The sequence below is a fragment of the Nonomuraea candida genome, assembly GCF_000725485.1.
Classification (GTDB): Bacteria; Actinomycetota; Actinomycetes; order Streptosporangiales; family Streptosporangiaceae; genus Nonomuraea; species Nonomuraea candida.
Map to the genome: position 1 here is coordinate 34,537 of NZ_JOAG01000058.1, position 20,228 is coordinate 54,764.

Annotated in this window: 20 protein-coding genes and 1 pseudogene; 3 read left to right on the forward strand and 18 right to left on the reverse strand. The window is 68.8% G+C overall.

Going from position 1 to position 20,228, the window contains the following annotated elements:
• Nucleotides 1-335 precede the first annotated feature (335 nt).
• Nucleotides 336-1,643, forward strand: a complete 1,308-nt coding sequence (locus IO39_RS38880; RefSeq protein WP_245642533.1) for an MFS transporter — start codon at nucleotides 336-338, stop codon at nucleotides 1,641-1,643.
• A 420-nt stretch (nucleotides 1,644-2,063) separates the two neighbouring features.
• Entirely contained in the window at nucleotides 2,064-3,392 is a 1,329-nt protein-coding gene (locus IO39_RS59775; protein WP_084774244.1) for a M23 family metallopeptidase, read from the forward strand.
• Nucleotides 3,393-3,543: 151 nt separating this feature from the next.
• Here IO39_RS59775 and IO39_RS38885 read toward each other — a convergent pair whose 3' ends face one another.
• A complete protein-coding gene (locus IO39_RS38885) occupies nucleotides 3,544-4,407 on the reverse strand; it encodes a tyrosine recombinase XerC (protein ID WP_245642532.1) in 864 nt (287 codons plus the stop codon).
• 344 nt (nucleotides 4,408-4,751) lie between these two features.
• Nucleotides 4,752-6,050, reverse strand: a complete 1,299-nt coding sequence (locus IO39_RS38890; RefSeq protein ID WP_052423929.1) for an alpha/beta hydrolase family protein — start codon at nucleotides 6,048-6,050, stop codon at nucleotides 4,752-4,754.
• A gap of 65 nt (nucleotides 6,051-6,115) precedes the next feature.
• Here IO39_RS38890 and IO39_RS57050 point away from each other — a divergent pair, with 65 nt between their 5' ends.
• Nucleotides 6,116-7,015, forward strand: coding sequence for a helix-turn-helix domain-containing protein (locus IO39_RS57050; protein ID WP_084774246.1), 900 nt, complete (start codon nucleotides 6,116-6,118; stop codon nucleotides 7,013-7,015).
• 314 nt (nucleotides 7,016-7,329) lie between these two features.
• On the opposite strand, the gene dprA is transcribed toward IO39_RS57050, so the two are convergent.
• The 16 genes and pseudogenes from dprA to IO39_RS38975 form a co-directional block, all read right to left on the reverse strand.
• A complete protein-coding gene (gene dprA, locus IO39_RS59495) occupies nucleotides 7,330-9,222 on the reverse strand; it encodes a DNA-processing protein DprA (RefSeq protein ID WP_342671471.1) in 1,893 nt (630 codons plus the stop codon).
• Nucleotides 9,223-9,407: 185 nt separating this feature from the next.
• Complete coding sequence (locus IO39_RS38905; protein ID WP_043634883.1) at nucleotides 9,408-10,943, reverse strand: YifB family Mg chelatase-like AAA ATPase; 1,536 nt, start codon at nucleotides 10,941-10,943, stop codon at nucleotides 9,408-9,410.
• On the reverse strand, nucleotides 10,944-11,303 hold the full coding sequence (locus tag IO39_RS38910) for a YraN family protein (RefSeq protein WP_043634885.1): 360 nt from the start codon (nucleotides 11,301-11,303) through the stop codon (nucleotides 10,944-10,946).
• Between the two features lie 730 nt (nucleotides 11,304-12,033).
• The gene (locus IO39_RS38915; RefSeq protein ID WP_026215037.1) at nucleotides 12,034-12,357 is read right to left on the reverse strand and encodes a DUF2469 domain-containing protein; all 324 of its coding nucleotides are present in this window, start codon (nucleotides 12,355-12,357) and stop codon (nucleotides 12,034-12,036) included.
• Between the two features lie 39 nt (nucleotides 12,358-12,396).
• On the reverse strand, nucleotides 12,397-13,065 hold the full coding sequence (locus IO39_RS38920; RefSeq protein ID WP_043634894.1) for a ribonuclease HII: 669 nt from the start codon (nucleotides 13,063-13,065) through the stop codon (nucleotides 12,397-12,399).
• Nucleotides 13,066-13,117: 52 nt separating this feature from the next.
• Nucleotides 13,118-13,711 carry a signal peptidase I gene (lepB, locus tag IO39_RS38925; protein WP_043634896.1) on the reverse strand — a complete coding sequence of 198 codons (594 nt, stop codon included), beginning with the start codon at nucleotides 13,709-13,711 and terminating at the stop codon, nucleotides 13,118-13,120.
• The gene (gene lepB, locus IO39_RS38930) at nucleotides 13,711-14,565 is read right to left on the reverse strand and encodes a signal peptidase I (protein ID WP_043634897.1); all 855 of its coding nucleotides are present in this window, start codon (nucleotides 14,563-14,565) and stop codon (nucleotides 13,711-13,713) included. The genes lepB (IO39_RS38925) and lepB (IO39_RS38930) overlap by 1 nt, the downstream gene beginning before the upstream one ends.
• 147 nt (nucleotides 14,566-14,712) lie before the next feature.
• On the reverse strand, nucleotides 14,713-15,075 hold the full coding sequence (gene rplS / locus IO39_RS38935; protein WP_043634900.1) for a 50S ribosomal protein L19: 363 nt from the start codon (nucleotides 15,073-15,075) through the stop codon (nucleotides 14,713-14,715).
• 138 nt (nucleotides 15,076-15,213) lie between these two features.
• Nucleotides 15,214-16,005, reverse strand: coding sequence for a tRNA (guanosine(37)-N1)-methyltransferase TrmD (gene trmD, locus IO39_RS38940; RefSeq protein WP_043634906.1), 792 nt, complete (start codon nucleotides 16,003-16,005; stop codon nucleotides 15,214-15,216).
• A complete protein-coding gene (gene rimM, locus IO39_RS38945; protein ID WP_043634909.1) occupies nucleotides 16,005-16,505 on the reverse strand; it encodes a ribosome maturation factor RimM in 501 nt (166 codons plus the stop codon). Before rimM ends, trmD begins: the two co-directional genes overlap by 1 nt.
• Before the next feature lie 76 nt (nucleotides 16,506-16,581).
• Nucleotides 16,582-16,827 (reverse strand): RNA-binding protein, encoded by a 246-nt coding sequence (locus tag IO39_RS38950; protein WP_043634919.1) that lies wholly within the window; start codon nucleotides 16,825-16,827, stop codon nucleotides 16,582-16,584.
• 1 nt (nucleotide 16,828) lies between these two features.
• Entirely contained in the window at nucleotides 16,829-17,269 is a 441-nt protein-coding gene (gene rpsP / locus IO39_RS38955; protein WP_043634924.1) for a 30S ribosomal protein S16, read from the reverse strand.
• Between the two features lie 298 nt (nucleotides 17,270-17,567).
• Nucleotides 17,568-19,115, reverse strand: coding sequence for a signal recognition particle protein (ffh, locus tag IO39_RS38960; protein WP_043634926.1), 1,548 nt, complete (start codon nucleotides 19,113-19,115; stop codon nucleotides 17,568-17,570).
• A gap of 57 nt (nucleotides 19,116-19,172) precedes the next feature.
• Nucleotides 19,173-19,642, reverse strand: a pseudogene (locus IO39_RS38965) (GTP-binding protein).
• Nucleotides 19,623-20,018, reverse strand: a complete 396-nt coding sequence (locus tag IO39_RS38970) for a DUF742 domain-containing protein (RefSeq protein ID WP_043634928.1) — start codon at nucleotides 20,016-20,018, stop codon at nucleotides 19,623-19,625. Before IO39_RS38970 ends, IO39_RS38965 begins: the two are co-directional and overlap by 20 nt.
• 5 nt (nucleotides 20,019-20,023) lie before the next feature.
• Nucleotides 20,024-20,228: roadblock/LC7 domain-containing protein (locus IO39_RS38975; RefSeq protein ID WP_043634933.1), on the reverse strand; the 205-nt coding region annotated here is incomplete at its 5' end.

Sequence of the window (20,228 nt, forward strand, 5' to 3'; positions counted from 1 at the left end):
TTTCATAACTATGAAGGATTACCTTCACAGTTATGAAGCGTTCCCTTCACAACTCCTCGACCACTCCCTCGTCCGCTGACGCAACCCCAAACCCGGAGCCGCCTCTGGGGGCAGCCACCCCCCACCCAGCGCCCGCTCCAGAACCAGGCCCCCAGCCGGAATCAAAGACCGAACCGGGACCAGGGTCCGGGCCGGAGCAAGGGTCCGAACCGGGACCAGGGTCCGAGCCGGGACCAAGGACCGAGCCACGCCTGACAGCCGATGCAGGGCCAGATCCCTCGACCGGCAGCCTCGACCCACTCATTTCCCTCAGAAAACAACGCGACTACCGTTTGTTGTGGACGGCCAGGACGATCTCGGTCACCGGCTCAGAGGTCTCGAAGCTGGCCATCCCGTTGACCGCGATCACCCTGCTGACCGCCTCCCCCTCCCAGATGGGCATGCTGACCGCCGCCGCCTCGGTGCCGGCCCTCCTGTTCGGTCTTCAGGCGGGAGCGATCGCGGACCGCCTCGCCCGCCACCGCCCGCTGATGATCGTCTGTGAACTCGTCTCTTGCGCCGCCGCCGCCACGATCCCCCTTGCCTGGCTTCTCGGAGTGCTGAACGTCGTATGGCTGATCGCCGTGGCCCTGGTGATCGGCACGGCCGGCGTGCTCTTCAAAGCCGCCAATTTTCCTCACGTGGCGGCGGTGGTGCCCGCGGCGCAACGGACGGAGGCCATGGCCGGCTTTCACGCCTCCTATTCGGTGGCGTCGGTCGGCGGCCCCGGCCTTGCAGGTCTCCTGGTGCAGGTCCTCACAGCCCCCTTGGCCGTACTGATGGAGGCGTTGTCATTCCTGGTCTCGGCCGTTTTGCTGCGCGCCATTCGTACCCCCGAGAAGAACACTCCCGCCGCCTCCCAGGGCATGTGGCGAGACGTCGTTGAAGGCTTGAAAACCAGCGTCACCAACCCCGCACTGCGCGCACTCTTGGCCGCCGGCGTCACCATCAATTTCTTCGCCATGGCGTACACGGCCGTCTACATGCTCTACATGCTGAACACCCTGAACATCCCCAAAGGCCTGATCGGCGTCCTGACCGCCCTGAGCGGCATCGGCGGACTGCTCGGCGCCTGGATCACGGCCCGCCTCTCCAAGCGCTACGGCGAAGACCGCATTCTTCTCATCTCAGTCGTCTTCTTCCCCATCGAAATCCTCGCAGTGGGCCTGCTGGCCGGCCCGCTGTGGTGGAAACTCTCCCTGCTCGCCCTGACCAGCACGATCACGGGCGGCATAGTCGTCGCCTTCGCCACCTGCATGGGGGCGATCACCCTACGAGAAACCACTCCCGAACTGCGCGGCCGGGTGAACGCCACCATGACCTTCGCGGTGCAAGGCGTCCTGGCCCTGGGCGGCCTCGCCGGCGGATTCCTGGCCGAGTTTCTCGGCCTACGCCCGGTCATCCTCATTTGCGCGGCAGGAATAGCCCTGAGTGCCGTCTGGATCTGGACGTCCCCCATCCGCCCGACTCACCTCAAGCCCGCCCACCTCAAGCCTGTACGTTCCGACCTCGAACCGAATTCCGCATCCGCACCGGCGACCACATCCACATCGCTCACCGCACGCCCGGACCAGTTGATCGAATCCAAACGCCATAGGCTCTAACGCCCCGGCACCCCCGCCGGCCTGCGCGAAACTGACTTCGTTCTGTCGCCACCACGAGGATCAGCGCCGAGCGGGACGGCGCGTTGCGTGGTGGCCACCCACCCAGCAGTGGATCAGCACTCTCACGTCACGTGCCACTCACCTCGGCGAACGTCGGGCGAGGGATGGCACCGCTCTACGGGTAAGCAACCGCGCTCCTGGAGCGGCGGTCGCTGCCCGTGCCGGCCCCGGTGGTGACACCGCTCTACGGGGACGCCCGCCTTTCACTGCCGTCGGACGCCGCCGGGCCCGCACCCATCATCCACCCTTCCGCGCCCTACCCGAACCCTTCATCCACAGCCCGGCTTGATCCACGGCCCTTTATCCACAGAACGACGTTCACCCCAACCCATCCACGGCGCCGCGCCCAAACTTCACCGCATGAACACCCACCTCGCCGCCCCCGCGCCCGAACGTCACACAGCAATCCCCCTTACCCCGCGAACCACCACGACCCCTTCAGGCGACTGCCGCACGCCGAAACCCGCATCGCCATCACCGGCCGGCACTCGCCGACGACGCGCAATCCCGCCGGCGCCGCCCCTTCCCCCAAGGGCCCTGGCCAGGGCCACCTCCATCACCCTGACCGCGCTCCTCTGCGCCACTCTGGCCCTGCCCGTCCGCGCCCCCTCAGCCAGAGCCTCACCCTCCTCCACCTGGCGCTGGCCCCTCGACGGGCAGCCTCGGATCATCCGTCGCTTCTTCCCGCCGCCAGAGCCCTGGCTCGCGGGTCACCGTGGCATCGACCTGGCCGCCCCCGCAGCCACCCCCGTCCTGGCGGCAGGCCCGGGCACGATCGGCTTCGCCGGCCCCGTGGCGGGAAAGGGCGTGGTCACGATCGACCACCAAGACGGCCTGCGAACGACGTACCTTCCGGTCACCGCCTCCGTGCGCCGAGGCCAGCCGATCACGGCCGGAGCCGAACTCGGCGTCCTCGAGAGTCCGGCGGACTCGAAACCCCATTGCGCGGAGTCATGCCTGCACTGGGGTCTGCTACGCGAAGGCCGCTATCTGAACCCACTTCAGCTCCTGGGCCAGGCCCCCACCCGGCTCCTGCCCTTCTGGCCCTCCGCCCGGCCCACCGCGCGAGGCGCCGACCCCCTGGCCCCACCCCGCCATGGCCCTCATTCCGCCCCGCCCACGGGCGCGCCCACCGTCACCGAGCCTCGCAGCACTACCCTCATCCCCCCTCAAGCAGGTCCGGCTCCACAACCGCCGCACGCGTGGCACCTGCACCTCACCACAACAAGAAACGGGCCTCCCCGGGCGCCAGCACCACGGCATCCTCCTGTGAGCGGGTCCGCTCCCCTCCCCAGGCCCGCCCTTCACCACCCCACCCCAACCTCCACCAGCGCGGCCTACGCCAGCCGCACGGCCTCCACCGGCCCCAGATTCACCCCCGCGACGGCCGGCCCGCTGGGTGGCCCCACCACCCCCACCGGCCGCGGGGGCGAACCAAACCACCGGCGTCACCACGCGACGAAGACAACCCGGCATCTGCAACGCGAAGGCCCGCCCTCTCTCCTCGCCATAGTGATCACCGGCCTCGGCGCCCTCCTCGCAGCCCTCCTCCTGATCGCGACCGCATACCGGACCCACCGCAGACGCCCCACACGTCCGCGACCACGCAACCGCCCGGTCGGCTGGCACCGCAAGCGACGACGCCACGCGGCCGGACCTCGCAGGAACGGCCCTCCTTCCCGCGCATGACGGCACCCTCACCGCAACCGACCACGCGATGTCGGCCCCCCACCCTGACCGAACCGCCCTTCCCCAGGGCCTGCTCCCCCATCCAGGGCTGCCCGTCAACGAGCCGGTCTCTCCGCCCGAACCTCCTCTCGAAGAGGCCGGACTCCACCGATCACGCCCTCGGGTGCGCCTGCCGATACGCCGCCCGCAACCGCTCAATCGAGACATGCGTATAAATCTGCGTCGTGTTCAACGACGCATGTCCCAGCAGTTCCTGCACGCTGCGTAGATCCGCACCGCCCTCAAGGAGGTGAGTCGCCGCACTGTGCCGCAACCCGTGCGGGCCCATGTCCGGCGCGCCTTCCACCTGGGCCAGCCGGGCGTGCACCACCCGCCGCACGGTCCCCGCATCGATGCGTCCACCCCGCACCCCCAGGAAGAGGGCCGGCCCCGACCTCTCCCGCATCCACAGCGGCCGGCCGTGGATACACCACCGGTCGAGCGCTCGCAGCGCGGGCATCCCGAACGGCACCGACCGCTCTTTACGTCCCTTGCCCAGCACTCTGATGACGTTCCGCTCACGGTCCACGTCATCGACGTCGAGCGCGCAGAGTTCGCTCACCCGTACGCCGGTGGCGTACAACAACTCGAGAAGAGCCTGGTCCCGCATCTCCTTGGGCTCCCCGATCGGCGGCTCCTCCAGGACGGCCTGCGCCTGCCGCTGGTCGAGCACGGCGGGCAGCGGCCGGGGCGCCTTGGCGCTTCCCAGCAGCAGCCCGGGATCGTTCGGCAGCCACCCCCGCCGGTGACAGTAAGCGGTGAAGGTACGCGCGCAGGCGGTCCTGCGCGCCAGGGTGGCCCGCGCCTTGCCCGCCGCGTGCTGTCCGGCCAGCCATTCCCGCAACGCCCCGATGTCGAGCCCCTCGATCAGCCCGCCCAGGTGATCGAGCAGCGAGTTCACATCGGTCAGGTACGCCCGCACCGTATGGGGGGACAGATCACGTTCAAGCCGCAGATACCGCCCGAACTCGGCCACGACTTCATCCCTGTCCACGCCCGAACCCCCCTCGTGTCCGCACCACCCTCAAGGCACGGCATCAACGCCCTTGACGATGCGCCGCTACCCAAACACCACCAACACCACAACATCGCCATTTCCCTAGACCCACAGGACCATCACCTTGACCAACACACCACCCCTCACCCAGCCACCCACCGAAGTCCAGGCCACACCCATCGCCCAGCGATATCAACCACACCAGCCCGACGACCGGCAGGTTCGGATGATCACATCCGCAATCTCACACACGGGCACACGAGGGCGCCCACCCGGCAGTCACCCGGGAGGTCAGCGTGCCTCAAAACCGGACAGGGAATCCGTCACCCGGAACCTCCGCCATCAGCCGACTGGCCCAGACCGCTCCCCGCGCTCATCAACCACGCCGCGATGTCATCGACCACGGCCGGATCGACGTGTTGCGCCGAACCGTATCCCGCCGGAGTGGACGGCCCTTCCCCGGGAAAGAAGAGGTGGTCGTCAGCGTCGTACACCTTGATCGTGACCTCTGACCGGCCTGCGAGACCCGCCCGCCAACGCGGGAGATCGTCGGCGACGGTCACCTGGTAGTCCCGCCCGCCCTGGAGGATGAGCATCGGCCGGCCCAGCGCCGCCGCGGTCGCCACCGGGTCGTAGTCACGCAGATCCAGCCAGTACGAAGCCGGGAAGCCGAAGGGCAGAGCGTCTGCCGGCGTCGAAGGCGAAAGATCAGGGCTGTCGACCGTCGCGGCCTGCCGTGCGAACCCTTCGACCACGTCCTCGGAGAGGTACGGGGGGTCCAGCGACGCGAGATAGCGGCCCACGCGTACGGCGGAATGATGCATCGGCTGCGTGTCGCCGGCCAGGATCACCAGACCGGCCACCGCGTCTTCGGCAGCGGCCACCCGTGGGGCGACCTTCCCTCCCATGCTGTGCCCCAAGACGAAGACCCGCTCCGGGTCCACTCCCGGCTGCCGCCTCAGGAGGCGTACGGCGGCGACCGCGTGCGGCACGTACTCGCTCGTCATGGTGAAGCCGGGCTCGTCCATCATGTGGCCGTGCGCATGGGTCACCTTGTCGAACCTCAGTACCGTCACGCCGCGGCTCGCCAGTCCCCATGCCAGGTCCTTGAGCGGCTTGTTCGGACCGCTGGTCCCGTCCCGATCGAACGGGCCTCCCCCGCTGAGCAGGACGACACCAGGACCGGGCTGACCAGCGTGCGGCAGAGTCAGCGTGCCGGGCACGGCGTCGGCGCCGTCGCCCACCGTGACGTCTTCCTCCGCGAAGCTGCCGGGCTCGGCGTAGGGCGGTGGCGCCCATGAGGCGGTGACCGCGGGCACGAGCTGCAGCCCGTGCAGTTCGCCACCGGCGTCGACGGCGGCGACGAGTGTGAACTCTCCCTGCTCGCACACCACCGGAACGCTCACGCGCACCAGCCCCTCGCCGGCCGGCTCACTCACCGGCTGCCCCACAACGGACACCGGACCGCGCTTGCCGATCTCGGCCTCCCAAGCGGCCTGCACCATCTGCGCGGACACCATCGCCCGTAACCGCGGCGCGAACAACCGCCCAATCTGAGCGAAGCGCCCCTCACCCGCCATCTCCACGACCGACACGGCCGTCATCACCGGATCGCTTGCCATCACAGCACCTCCACGAGCACCTATCTCATTCTTGAGAAAGGTAACACATATGAGACTATAAGCCCGTGGACACTTTGGAGCTGCTGGCCCATCCCGTCCGGTTGCGGGTCGTACACGCGATGCGTGGCGGACGCCTGCTCACGACCTCCCAGCTGGCTGCGCGAATCCCCGACGTCTCCAAGGCCACGCTCTACCGGCACATCGACCTGCTGGCGAGCGAGGGAGTGCTGGAGGTGGCCGACGAGCGGCGGGTACGAGGGGCGGTGGAGCGCCGCTACCGGCTACGCCAAGACCTCGCGGTGATCGACGCGGCCATGCTCGAATCACTGTCACGCGACGACCATCGGCGCGGCTTCGCCACCGCGATGGCCATCCTGCTCGCGGAATTCAACGCCTACCTCGACCGAGACGACGCCGACCCGGTCGCCGACCTCGTCGGTTACCGGCAGCACGCGCTCTGGCTCAGCCCGGACGAACTCCACGAGCTGATCACCGAGCTGCGCGCGGCCATCGCACCCCGGCTGACCAATTCGTTCGCACCAGGCCGCACGCAATACCTGCTCAGCCCCATCCTGTTCCCCACCGAAACACCACCCCCATCTCCCACCACTGACCACGACCCAGAACAAGACCAAGAACGCGACATCGGCCGCGCCACCAGCACCAGCGGCGGCCTCGGCAACGCCATTGGGCCCGCCGACAGCAGCAGCACCGAAAGCAACAGCCGCATCAGCGAGCACAGCGACGCCGATGCCGGTAACCCCAACTGCAGCGGCAGCGGTGCCGCTGCCGGCCCAGCCGAACCCAGCAGCGGCACCAGCGCCAACAGCGTTAGCGACACTCACAGCGGTAGCGACACCCACGGCAGTAGCGGCATCAGCAACGGCAACAGCGCCGATGCCGACAGCGGCAGCGGCACCGACAGCGGTTACAGCTCCGACGATGACGGCGACGCACGGCGATAAACAGCGACCACGACGGCAGCGACGGCGCCTGGCGAGACCCCGAGTTGCCGAGACGACCAGAGGTGGCAGCACGTCCAGAACCTGTGAGAGCGCCCGATCCGCCGACTTCCCCGAAGGCGGGCCCGGCATCCAGAGGTGGGGGCGTTTCGGGAGCGTTCAGGTGTCTGGAGCGGGCGGGTGTTCAGGGCGAGCCGACGTCCGAGGCGAACCAACGTCCGAGGCGAGCCGACGTCCGAGGCGAACCAACGTCCGAGGCCAGCCGACGCCCAAGGCCAGCCAGCGTCCGGGAGTGACGGGGACTACGGGTGCGGGGGCTACGGGGGTGGCGGGGCGTCGGTCGGGTCGGGTTCGGGGGTGGGTGGGGGGTCGAGGGCGACGGATTCGGAAGCCTTGCGGTACGCACTCGGCTGCCTGCGGAGACGCCAGCCGTCCGGGGTTCGTTCTATGTAACCCGCGGCGGCGAGGCCGCCCAGGGCGCTCAGCGTCTTGTCCAGGGCCACCCCGGCGGCCACCGCGATTGAGGCCGGCCCCGCGCCGCCTCGGGAAGGGACGGCGTCCAGGACTCTCTTGGTCGGCTCGTTGAGTTTGTCCCTGGCGACCACGGGAGCCCTGAGCTGTGGGGCCAGGTCGTCGCCGATCACGCCCACGAGATCGATCATGTCCTCTGGTGTGGTGATGCACACCGCCTTGCGCTCCCGGAGCAGCTTGTGGCAGCCGGCCGACATCGCCGAGGTGACCGGGCCCGGGACGGCTCCCAGGTGTCTGTTGAGTGCGAGGGCGTGCGTGGCCGTGTTGAGCGCGCCGCTGCGGAGCGCGGCCTCCACCACCACGGTGCCTCTCGACAGGGCGGCTATCAGCCGGTTCCGGATGAGGAAGCGGGCTCGCGTCGGATGGACGCCGGGCGGGCATTCACTGACCACCACGCCCTTCTCCCTGATCGCGGTGAACAAGGGTTCGTGAGCGGTCGGGTAGCAGACGTCGACGCCACAGGCCAGTACGACGACCGTCGGCGCACCGGCGGCCAGCGCGCCCCTGTGGGCCGCGCCGTCCACGCCGAACGCTCCCCCGGACACGACGGTCCAGCCCGATTCGCTCAGACCGACGCCGAACTCGGCCGCGAGGTGCGCCCCGTAGGCGGTGGCCGCTCTCGCACCGACCACCGCCACTGATTGCAGGCAGGAGAAGCGCAGGTCCGCATTGCCGTGCGCCCAAAGCCCCAGAGGGCGGCTGCGGCCCAGCTGGTCCAGCTGGGTGGGCCATTCCGGGTCACCGGGGATGATCAGCCTGGCTCCGGACCTTAGTCCGGCTTCGACGTCGGCCACGGGGTCGGCGGCTGCGAGGCGGGCGTACCAGGCGTTGAGACGGGATGTGAGGTCCTGCGGTCGTTCTTGCTCGGCTTCCCGGGCCACGAATTCTGGCGGCAGGGCACGCGTTCGGATGGCCTCCACTGCTCGTGGCGCCCCGTACTCCGCTACGAGGCGGCCCATGACGGTGTCCCCTACGTCGGCGGCCCTCATGAGTGCCGCCCTGGCTTCGACTTCAACAGGAATCCGAGCCGCACGCCGCATCCCTTGCGCCCCGCTTTCATGCTCTACCTGCGGGTGGTCTGAGAATGGCGCCTGGTTCGGGGGTTGGGCGTGGCCCTGGGATTTCACGTGACGCCGGGACTCGACGCGGCCCCGGGATTCCACGTGGTTCGGGAATTCCCCTTCCGTCCGGGGTTTCCCTTGCCCCTCGGGTTCCACATGGCCGCGGGATTCGGGGTGGCTTGGGAAGTGGGCGTCGGAGTTGACGGTGGATTGGGCTGCGGCCAGAGGTTGAGACAGGGGCTGATCCTGAACGTGGGGTTGCGGCGTTTGAGCGTGGGATGGCGAGCTGCCGGCGTGAAGTGACGAGCTCTGACCGTGGGCGTGGCCTGGCGGAGCCTGGGCACCGCAGGGCGCCTGGGCGTAATCCGGCAGAGTATGCGCCATGGGCGGCGATTGCGCCTGTAGCGAGTACGGATATGGGGGCGGGGGCAAGGACTGCGGCCGGTGTCCAGCCACGCCGGCCAGTTCGGTTGCGATTGCGGGTGCTGGGCCGGCGGCATTCGCAACCTCGGATACGGCTCCCGTAAGGACGGGAGGTGTGTTCGTCCTGGGAACTGCGCACTCCGTGTTTTCCGGAGTTGCGGGAGGTAGCGCGTGTTCCGGAGTTATGGGAGGCATGCGGGTCAAGAGATCCTCCGATGATGCGGGGTGGGATTGTCGAGGTCTTCGGCGGAGTGGAGTTGCGGAAGTCCTCGGGCGGGATGCGATCGTCGGCGGCCTTCGCGGGATGCGAGGCCCCGTCTGATCGGAACCGGTGGTCACGCGGCTGCTCAGGGTTGTCAGGTGGCACGGTCAGAGCTGGTTCAGGTCACGCCTAGCCAGAAGCTGAGGGCGGCGTTGGTGTCGTCTGGTCCGGGGGTGTCCCTGTCGGCGAGGTCGGCAAGGGTCCAGGCGACCCGGACGGCGCGGTCGAGGCCACGGGCCGTGAGGGTGCCCGAGTCGAGGCAGGCCGTCATGGGGCGCATGGCCTCGGCGGACGGGCGATAGTCGGAGTGGAGGACGGAGGAGGGGATTTCGGCGTTGGAGCGCCACTGGGTGCCGGCCAGGCGCTTGGCGGCGCGTTCGCGGGCCAGCAGGACGCGTTCGGCCACCGTCTTGCTGGTCTCCACGAACTGGCGGTCGGCCAGGAGCTCGCGTCTGGACGAGCGGACGACCGTGACCTTCATGTCGATGCGGTCGAGGAGCGGGCCCGACAACCTGCCCAGGTAGCGACGTCTCACCGTGGGAGAGCATTTGCAGGTGTCTCCCTGGTCCTCCGCCTGGGCGCAAGGACAGGGGTTAGCGGCCAGCACGAGCATGAATCTGGCGGGGAACGTGACCGAACCCGCGGCCCTGGACACCGTCACCCGGCCGGACTCCAGCGGCTGTCTCAGCGCGTCGAGGACGTGGCGTTGGAACTCCGGAGCCTCGTCAAGGAACAAGACCCCTCTGTGAGCCAGGGAAACGGCTCCGGGGCGGACGATCGTACTGCCGCCGCCGATGATCGCGGCGGAGGTCGCGGTGTGGTGCGGGCTGACGAACGGTGGCCGGTTCACCATGGGAGCGCTGGGCGGCAGGACGCCCGCGACCGAGTGGATGGCGGTGACCTCCAGGGCGTGGTCGAGCTCCAGATCCGGCAGGAGGGTGGGGAGACGTTCGGCCAGCATGGTCTTGCCGGTGCCGGGCGGCCCGAGCATCCAGAGGTTGTGACCCCCGGCGGCGCACACTTCAAGGGCGCGGCGGGCGACCGGCTGGCCCACGACGTCGGCCAGATCGAGGTCGTGGGCGTCGGTCGGCTTGGGCGGCTCGGCGCACTCCTCGGTCTCGACCGGCTTGGGCGGGTCGTCTCCCCTGCGCAGCCACTCCACGAGCTGCCGCAGGTCGGCGACCGGGACCACCTGCACATCGGGCACGAGGACGGCCTCCGCCGAGTTACCGGACGGCACCACGACGGTCACGTCGCCGTGCTTGGCCGCGCCCAGGACCGAGGGAAGCACGCCGCGCACGGGTCTTATGCGGCCGTCGAGGCCCAGCTCCCCCAGGAAGAACGGCTGCGCGATGCGCTCGGCCGGGATCACGCCCGCGGCGCCCAGGATGGCCACGGCTATGGCCAGGTCGAACTGCGATCCGCGCTTGGGCAGGCTCGCCGGGAAGAGGCTGACGATGATGCGGGCGTCCGGCCAGGGATAGCTGCTGTTGACGACCGCGGACCTGACCCTGTCGCGGGCCTCGCTGAGCGCCGTGTCGGGGAGGCCGATGAGATGGATGCCGGCCAGGCCGTTGCCCACGTCGGCCTCGACCTCGACCGTGCGGCCTGTGACTCCCACCAGGGCCACGCTTCGTGTGCGGGCCACGGCCATTCAGATCACCCCCCGCACATGCCGCATGGCGAAATCGCCGGCGAAGCGCTCCAGGGCGATCACGTCCACTCGTATGGAGGCGAACGTGCGGGTCTGGGTGGACAGCCACTTGGCCGCGAGCATGCGCAGCCTGGCCAGCTTGGCGGGGCTCACAGACTCCAGCGCCGTGCCGTGGGATCTGCCCGATCGGGTCTTGACCTCGACCACGACCAGGGCGGGGCCGTCTCTCGCGATGATGTCGATCTCCCCGTGGCGGCAGCGCCAGTTGCGCTCGATCACCTCCATGCCCTCGGCCTCCAGGTAGGTCACGGCCATTTGTTCGCCGCGTTTGCCGAGCTCGAGCTTGCTCTCCGTGGCCATGGGCCATCTCCGTCCTGTCGGGTCGCGCGTCCTGTCGGGTCGTGCGGGTCTGGTCGTGACCTTCTCGGATGCGGGGTGGCGGAGGAGGAGCCGAACGGGATTCTGGGGATTGTGGGTGGGGAGTTGGCGAGGGCTGTGGATAAGGAGGCCAGGGCGAGCTGGATGAGGAGACGGGGACGGAAGTAATGGAGGTGGTGAAGATCGTGTACTTGGTGCGCCTGTTGGACAGGGTGGACAGCGAGGCGGCGGAAACGGCCGCACCGGACGCCGAACGGCGAAACACCCAAAAGCCGAAATGGCGATAGCGACCGCGCTTGACGGCAGAGTGACGGAGAAGGTCATCCCGAACAGCGAGACGGTAGAAAGCCGCCACTTGGGAGGGCGGGTGAAAGGGCTTCGCGGCTGGCGGGGAGGGAGGCGGGGCGAGGCGTGGGCCCGCCTTGCCGCCGAAAGCAGAAAGACGAAAACGGTTGAGCAGAACGCGGCCACTCTTCAGCGACCGCTTCCGGCCGCCTCTTCAGCGACCTCGCCCGACCGCCTCTTCAGCGACCTCGCCCGGCGACCTCTTCAGCGACCTCGCCCGACGGCTTCCGCACCCATGGGGCCTCGAATCATTCCGGTCAACGACCTCGGATCGTTCCGCCCTGCGGCGTCACACGGTCCTGCTCGCCGGGCCCGGGCCCCTCCCGCCCACGAACGTTCCCGAACCCGGAGCAGCCCGCCGCCGCCCCTACCCCGAGAACCCTTCCTTGGGCATTTCCAGGTCCGCCTTGGCCAGTTCCTCCACGTTCACATCCTTGAACGTGACGACCCGCACGTTCTTGACGAACCGCGCCGGCCGATACATGTCCCACACCCAGGCGTCCTGCATCTTCACGTCGAAGAAGACGTCGCCGTTCTCCGCGGTGCGGACGTCGAGATCGACCGAGTTGGTCAGATAGAACCGCCGCTCAGTCTCCACCACGTACGTGAACAAACCGACGACATCACGGTATTCGCGGTAAAGCTGCAGCTCCATCTCGGTTTCGTACTTTTCGAGATCCTCTGCGCTCATCGCGGTCCTCCTGTCGTACCGGTCCCCCGGTTCGCCTGCTCAGGCAACCCCGGCCCCCATTTCATTTTCACCCATCTCCCTCGCCACCGTGACGAAGGAGTAACGGTGATCGGGACACGGGCCGTGCGCCTCCAGCGCCAGCCGGTGTCCTGGTGTGACATACCCCTTGTGCTCGGCGAAGCCGTACTGCGGGTAGCGCTCGTCCAGCGCGACCATGAGCCGGTCTCGGGTCACCTTGGCCACGATGGACGCGGCCGCCACGCACGCGGCCACCTGGTCCCCCTTCCATACGGCCAGTGACGGCGCCGGCAGGCCCGGCACCGGGAAGCCGTCCGTCAGGATGTACTCCGGATCACAGGGCAACTGCGCGACGGCCCGCCTCATTCCTGAAACGTTGCACTTGTGAAGACCTTTGGCATCGATCTCCCCCGGTGGGATGATCACTATGCCCACGTGGGAGACCCGCGTGATCTGGTCGTACAGGCGCTCCCGCACCGCGGGGGTCAGCAGTTTCGAGTCGCCGAGGCCGTCGATCTGCCTGCGCAGGATGACGGCCGCGACCACCAGCGGGCCCGCGCAGGCGCCGCGACCGGCCTCGTCGACGCCCGCGATGGGGGTGAGGCCGCGGCGGGCCAGCGCCCGCTCATAGGCGTAGAGTCCGGAATCGCGCCGGACGACGCTCGGTCGAGGGCGGAACGCAACTGTCATGACACAGGCAGCGTACGCCCCATTCGCCGCAAACCGCGACTGGAAGGCGGGCTTACTTGACCTTGTCGAAAATGTCGGGCCGGGAGAAGAGGTAGCCCCGCGACAGCGGCCAGTAGCGCACCACGGCCTTGCCGATCACCGCATCCTCCGAGATGAAGCCCCCTCCGGGCTCCTCCATGTGGGCCCGCGAGTCGGCCGAGGCGCTGCGGTGGTCGCCCATCAGCCAGAGCTTCCCGGCCGGCACCTTGACGTCGAACGTATCGCCGGAAGCGTAATCGTCAGGATAGAGGTAGGAGCTCTCGTCCAGCGCGGTGCCGTTGACCGTGATGCGCTTCTGCTTGTCGCAGCACACCACCCTGTCGCCGCCCACGCCGATCACCCGCTTGATCGTGTCTTCGCCGTTCCAGCCCTTGAAGACCACGATGTCGCCGCGCTCGGGCTTGCCGGCGAGCTTGTTGACGAACACGCGGTCGTTGACCAGCAGCGTGTTCTCCATCGACACCGACGGGATGTAGAACGAACCGACCACGAACGCCTGCAGCAACAGCGCGATGCCGACGCCCATGATGAGCAGCAGGACGGTCTCGCGGAACCCGCCCTTCTTCTTCTCTTTCCCCACGCCCTCCGCCTTCTCGGTGTCAGCCATCAACGCCTCCTGCGCAGGCGCCGACGGACCAGCACCAAGGGTACGGCCATCCCGAACCCGGCGACCAGCGGCACCGCGCCACCGAGCGCCTGGAGCCCGGGCTGCGCGAACGTCTCGGGGATGTCGATCGAGTCGAACCGGTTGAACGGCCACACGATCACGAAGGCCCGCCCGATGACCTGGCCCTCGGGAATGGAGCCGCCTCCCGGGTCACCGGTGTGCGCGCGGGAGTCGAGCGAGACCGAGCGGTGGTCGCCCATGACCCACAGCCGCCCCGGGGGCACCGTGATGTCGAAGAACTCGCTGGAGGGCACGTCACCCGGATAGAGATAGCCCTCCTCGTCGAGTGGCGTGCCGTTGACCGTGATGCGCCCCTTGGAGTCGCAGCACTTGACGTGGTCGCCGCCGACGCCGATGACGCGTTTGATGTAGTCCTTCTCTCCGGGCACGATGCCGAACGCCGTGCCGACCCACCGGAAGAACGCCGCGACCGGGTTGGACGGCTCTTCGAGCTGGAACTCGCCGTCCCAGGAGTCGACGCCGGAGAAGACCACCACGTCGCCACGCTCGATGTCGCGGGTGTGGTAGACGAGTTTGTTGACCAGGACCCTGTCATTGGTGAGCAGGGTGTTCTCCATCGACTCCGACGGAATGTAGAAGGCCTGGACCACAAAGGACTTGATGATCAGGGCCAGCACCAGGGCCACCACGACGAGAACGGGAAGCTCTTTCCAGAACGACCCCTTCTTCTCCTTGTCGCCCTTGGCCGGCTTCTGAGCCTCTTCCGCGACCACGTCCACCTCGTCCTCGACAGGGCGGCGCGCCGCGCCGTGCTCCTGGCTTTCGTTAGTCATCGCTGACGAGCCTAGATGATGCACCGGCTCGACAAGCCTCGACCGACGTTACACCGTGCACGAGTCGCTCCACATAAAGGAAACGCCCCTGTAAAGCCGAAAGGCCCGCATGCGCATGCGCGTGCGGGCCTTTGGCTCGGGCCGGGGTTACTTGGCGGCCGTCGTCTCGCGCTTCTCGCGGATGCGGGCGGCCTTGCCGCGCAGGTCGCGCATGTAGTAGAGCTTGGCGCGACGCACGTCACCGCGGGTCACGAGCACGATCTTCTCGATGACCGGGCTGTGCACCGGGAAGGTGCGCTCGACGCCGACGCCGTAGCTGACCTTGCGGACCGTGAAGGTCTCGCGGGCGCCGCTGCCCTGCCGGCGCAGCACGAAGCCCTTGAAGACCTGGATGCGGGAGCGGTTTCCTTCGACGACTCGGACGTGAACCTCGAGCGTGTCACCGGGGCGGAAATCCGGCACGTCGCTGCGCAGGGTCGCCTTCTCGAGCTCCTGGATCTTCGTGTGCATGAGAGCTAAACCTCAAGTCCTCGCGAGCACGCGGAGGTCCACCCGGCCGTGGCTCGCGGCGGACGCGCTTGCTGATGTGATGAGCCCGGGACCGTCTCCCGGGCATGACAGACCAACCAAATGACGGTTGGCAGCGATTCAGTTTGCCATATCTTCCGGCTGGAGGCGAAACGAGAGCTCTTCGAGGAGCTTTCTGTCGTGCTTGTCCAGCGTCTCGGGATCGAGCGCCGCCGCCAGTTCCGGCCGGTTCCGTACGGTACGCCGGATCGCCTCGTCCCGCCGCCATCGGGCGACATTTCCGTGATGCCCGGACAGCAGCACGGCGGGCACCTCATGCCCCCGCCACACGGGCGGCTTGGTGTAGACCGGCCCTTCGACCAGGTTGCGCATCGAGCCGGGCGCGAAGGAGTCGTCCACGGCCGACTGGGCGTTGCCGAGCACCCCGGGCAGCAGCCTGCCGACGGCCTCCACCATGACCAGCACCGCCACCTCGCCGCCGGCCAGCACGTAGTCGCCGATGCTGACCTCGTCGACGCGCAGCCGCGCGGAGTATTCGGCCATGACCCGGGAGTCGATGCCCTCGTAGCGCCCGCACGCGAACAGCAGCCACGGCTCCCCGGCCAGCTCCTGCGCGAGCTCCTGGGTGAACGGCCGCCCGCTCGGCGTCGGCACGATCATGCGCGGCGGCGGCGCCTCGCCCGGGGCGCCGATCACGGTGTCGATGGCCTCGCCCCACACCTCGGGCTTCATGACCATGCCGGGCCCCCCGCCGTAGGGGGTGTCGTCCACGGTCTTGTGCACGTCGTGGGCCCAGTCGCGCAGCTGGTGCACCCGCACGTCGAGGGTCCCCCGCTCGCGGGCCTTGCCGATCAGCGAGACGTCCAGCGGCGCGAAGTATTCGGGGAAGATGGAGATGATGTCGAGCCGCATCACAGCAGCCCTTCCGGCGGATCGACGACCAGCCGCCCGCCCTCCAGGTCGACCTCGGGCACCAGCGCCTTCACGAAGGGGATGAGCGCGTCCTCCTGGCCCTTCCTGCGCACCACGAGAAGGTCCTGGCCGTGGTGGAGCACGTCCTCCACCTCTCCGACCGGCTCGCCCGCGACGGTCTGCACCGCCAGCCCGATGAGCTGGTGGTCGTGGAACTCGTCGGGGTCCTCGGGCGGCGTCACCTCGGCCGAGTCGATGACCAGCATGGTGCCGCGCAGCTCCTCGGCCGCGTCGCGGTCGGCGACGCCCTCGAACGACACCAGCAGCATGCCCTTGTGCCAGCGGCGGCCCGCGACGACGAGCGGCCCCCGGTCGGCGGGGTCGGTCGCGATGGCAGTGCCGGCGGCGAAGCGCAGCTCGGGATCGTCGGTGCGCACCTCCACGGTCACGTCACCGCGTACCCCGTGCGGGCGGCCTATCCGGCCGACGACCAGCTGCACGTGAACCTGCTTTCTTCTCTTTCAACGCGGAGCGCCCCCATCGGAACGAAGCCGATGAGGGCGCGCAAACCTGACGCTAACGGACCGCTTCGTGCAGATCGAGCAGATCGACCCGCACGTACTTCCCGTCGGCCAGGGCGTTCACGACCGTGCGCAGCGCCTTGGCGGTGCGCCCGCCGCGTCCGATGACCTTGCCCAGGTCCTCGGGGTGCACCCGGACCTCCAGGACGCGCCCGCTGCGAATGCGGCGTGCGCGGACCCGGACATCGTCGGGATGTTCGACGATGCCCTTCACGAGGTGCTCGAGAGCCTCCTCGAGCACGTCAGCCCTCGCCCTCGGACGGGGTCTCGGCGGGGGCCTCGGCCTCGTCCTTCTTCTTGCTCTTCTTCGGCGTGGTGGCGGCCGTGCCGGTGTCGCCACCGGACAGCGCCTCCTTGGCCGCGGCCTCGTAGAGGGCGTGGCGGTCGGGCGCGGGCTCGGCGACCTTCATCGGCGCCGGGGCCGGCTCGCCCTTGAACTTCTGCCAGTCACCGGTGAGCTTGAGCAGCTTGAGCACCGGCTCGGTCGGCTGCGCGCCGACACCCAGCCAGTAAGCCGCACGCTCGGCGTTGACCTCGATGCGCGAAGGGTTCTCCTTCGGGTGGTACAGGCCGATCTCCTCGATCGCCCGGCCGTCACGCTTGGTGCGGCTGTCGGCGACGACGATACGGTATTGAGCGTTGCGGATCATGCCGAGCCGCTTGAGCTTGATCTTGACTGCCACGGGTGTGGTCTCTCCTGCATTCGAGCGTGGGTGAACGGCATCACGCCGAGTGGGGCACGACGGGATGACGCTCCAGGGACAGGCGCGACCGGCGGGAGATGAGAGGGCACCCGCGTGGCCACGGTGTTCCAACATGTCATTGTGCCAGATCGACGGCAGTGCCCACGACCCGTCACGCCGGGGGCACCGCAAAGGTCCGGCAAGGGCTTCCGCGCCGCCCCGGCGCCCCCGGAGCGCCACGCCCCGGCAACCGGACGGGGCCCGCCCCCGAAGAGGGCGGGCCCCGTAACGCGGGACGTTACTTCTGTCCGGGCAGCCGCAGCTTGGACGGGTCGAAGCCGGGCGGCAGCTCGACCCCGGGCGGCAGCTTGCCGCCGAGGTTGCCCAGCACGCCGCCCTGCTTCGGCTCGGCGGGGGCGGAGTCGGAGGCGGCCTTGCCCAGCGCGGCCTTGCGCGGGTCGCCGCTCACGCGCCGCCCCTTCTTCGCCTTCTTCTGCGCCTTGCCCGCCTTGCCCCGGCCGCCCGGCATGCCGGGGATGCCCATGCCGCCGGCCATCCGCTTCATCATCTTCTGCGCCTCGAAGAAGCGGGTGACGAGGTTGCTCACGGCGCTGACGGAGACGCCGGAACCGGCGGCGATGCGGGCGCGGCGCGAGCCGTTGATGATCTTCGGGTCCTGCCGCTCGGCGGGGGTCATCGAGCGGATGATGGCCGCGATGCGGTCGAGGTCGCGGTCGTCGATGGAGTTGATCTGGTCGCGCATCTGCCCCATGCCGGGCATCATGCCGAGCAGGTTCTTGATGGGCCCCATCTTCTGGACCATCATCATCTGCTCGAGGAAGTCCTCGAGCGTGAAGTTCTCGCCCGACGTGAGCTTGCCGGCCATCTTGGCCGCCTGCTCCTCGTCGAACGTCTTCTGGGCCTGCTCGATCAGGGTGAGGATGTCACCCATGTCGAGGATGCGGGAGGCCATGCGGTCGGGGTGGAAGGCGTCGAAGTCTTCCAGCTTCTCGCCCGTGGAGGCGAACATGATCGGCCGGCCGGTGATGTGCCGCACCGAGAGCGCCGCACCGCCGCGGGCGTCGCCGTCGAGCTTGGTCAGCACGACGCCGTCGAAGCCCACGCCCTCCATGAACGCCTGCGCCGTCGTGACGGCGTCCTGGCCGATCATGGCGTCGACCACGAACAGGGTCTCGTCGGGCGAGACCGCGTCGCGGATGTCGGCGGCCTGCTTCATCATCTCCTGGTCGATGCCGAGGCGACCGGCGGTGTCGATGATGACGATGTCGTGGTTGAGCCGCCTGGCCTCGTCGATGGAGGCGCGGGCGACCCCGACCGGGTCGCCCACGCCGTTGCCCGGCTCGGGCGCGTAGACGGCGACCTGGGCGCGCTCGCCCACGACCTGGAGCTGCTGGACGGCGTTGGGCCGCTGCAGGTCGGCGGCGACGAGCATGGGCGCGTGGCCCTGCTCGCGCAGCCACCTGGCCAGCTTGCCCGCCAGCGTGGTCTTGCCCGCGCCCTGGAGGCCCGCCAGCATGATGACGGTCGGCGGCGTCTTGGCGAAGCGGAGCCTGCGGGTCTCGCCGCCGAGGATCCCGATCAGCTCGTCATTGACGATCTTGACGACCTGCTGCGCCGGGTTCAGCGCCTGGGAGACCTCGGAACCGCGGGCGCGCTCCTTGACCTGGGCGACGAACGCCTTGACCACCGGCAGCGCGACATCGGCCTCGAGCAGGGCGATGCGGATCTCACGGGTGGTGGCGTCGATGTCGGCATCGGACAGCCGCCCCTTGGATCGGAGGGAGGAGAAGACCGATGTCAGCCGGTCGGATAGCGTCTCGAACACGTGGTTGGCCAGTCCTCGAAGCGAATGTACGTCTAAGACTCCAGCCTATCCGCTTCGCTAGCCGCTCCAGCCTGGCACGGCCATCCGGACCGTGAGCGCGTGCTCGACGAGCTGGATCAGGACCTGCTTGACCGACTCCTTCGACCGGGCGTCCAGCCGGACGAGCGGGATGTGCGGCGACAGGGTGAGCGCGTCGCGCACCTCGGAGTCGCTGTGCGGGTACTGGCCGTCCCAGCCGTTGATGCCGACCACGAACGGGAGCTGGGCCTCCTCGAAGTAGTCGATGGCCGGGAAGCTGTCGGCCAGCCGGCGCGTGTCGACCAGCACGACCGCGCCGATCGCTCCTTTGACCAGGTCGTCCCACATGAACCGTCGATCCCGGCGGAGGCGTCGGTCATGACGGCCTCCGTGGTCAACGGCATGATCTCCGACACCGCGCCGACGAACGTCGTCTTGCCCACCCCGAACCCACCGGCGACGACGATCTTCGCCGAGGTGAGCCCGGGGCTAGAGCCTGCGTAGTCCACTGAGCACCCTTTCCAGCAGGTTGACGTCCGGTCTGCCTGCTTCCAGCTGCGGCTGATGCACTCGTACCAGGCCCTCCGCCGCCATGTCCGCGATCAACACCCGCACCACGCCGAGCGGCATCCGCAGCAGCGCCGAGACCTCGGCCACCGATCTGACCTGGAGGCAGAGCTGGCTGATCGCTTTGTACTCGGGCGTGATGTGGGAGAACTCCCGGTGCTCGGCGGTCGCCGAGGACACCAGGGCCTCCATGGCCAGTTTGACCTTGGGCGCGGTCCGGCCTCCCGTGACGGCGTACGGCCGTACCGGCGAGGCGGGGTCAGAGCTGGGGGGCGGGGGCGGGGGCTCCCAGCCGCCGCTGTGCCACGAATTCGTCACCTACATCACCTGGACTGGCTGGCGCGCAGCTCCGCGCGCACAGCCGGAGTCAGCACCTGACCGGCGCGATCGACCATCAGCGTCATCTGGTACGCCACCAGACCCATGTCACAATCCGGCGCCGCCAGCACCGCCAGACACGAACCATCACTGATCGACATGATCAGCATCAGCCCGCGCTGCATCTCCACGATCGTCTGATTGACCGCA

Bases quoted from the DNA above. Each gene is read 5' to 3' on its own strand.
- IO39_RS38910 (WP_043634885.1), bottom strand. From the start codon at position 11,303: ATGGCCACGGAGAGCAAGCTCGAGCTCGGCAAACGCGGCGAACAAATG.
- lepB (WP_043634897.1), bottom strand. From the start codon at position 14,565: ATGACTAACGAAAGCCAGGAGCACGGCGCGGCGCGCCGCCCTGTCGAG.
- dprA (WP_342671471.1), bottom strand. From the start codon at position 9,222: ATGCCTCCCATAACTCCGGAACACGCGCTACCTCCCGCAACTCCGGAA.
- rplS (WP_043634900.1), bottom strand. From the start codon at position 15,075: ATGCACACGAAGATCCAGGAGCTCGAGAAGGCGACCCTGCGCAGCGAC.
- IO39_RS38890 (WP_052423929.1), bottom strand. From the start codon at position 6,050: ATGGCAAGCGATCCGGTGATGACGGCCGTGTCGGTCGTGGAGATGGCG.
- trmD (WP_043634906.1), bottom strand. From the start codon at position 16,005: ATGCGGCTCGACATCATCTCCATCTTCCCCGAATACTTCGCGCCGCTG.
- IO39_RS59775 (WP_084774244.1), top strand. From the start codon at position 2,064: ATGAACACCCACCTCGCCGCCCCCGCGCCCGAACGTCACACAGCAATC.
- IO39_RS38915 (WP_026215037.1), bottom strand. From the start codon at position 12,357: ATGAGCGCAGAGGATCTCGAAAAGTACGAAACCGAGATGGAGCTGCAG.
- IO39_RS38920 (WP_043634894.1), bottom strand. From the start codon at position 13,065: ATGACAGTTGCGTTCCGCCCTCGACCGAGCGTCGTCCGGCGCGATTCC.
- IO39_RS38905 (WP_043634883.1), bottom strand. From the start codon at position 10,943: ATGGCCGTGGCCCGCACACGAAGCGTGGCCCTGGTGGGAGTCACAGGC.
- lepB (WP_043634896.1), bottom strand. From the start codon at position 13,711: ATGGCTGACACCGAGAAGGCGGAGGGCGTGGGGAAAGAGAAGAAGAAG.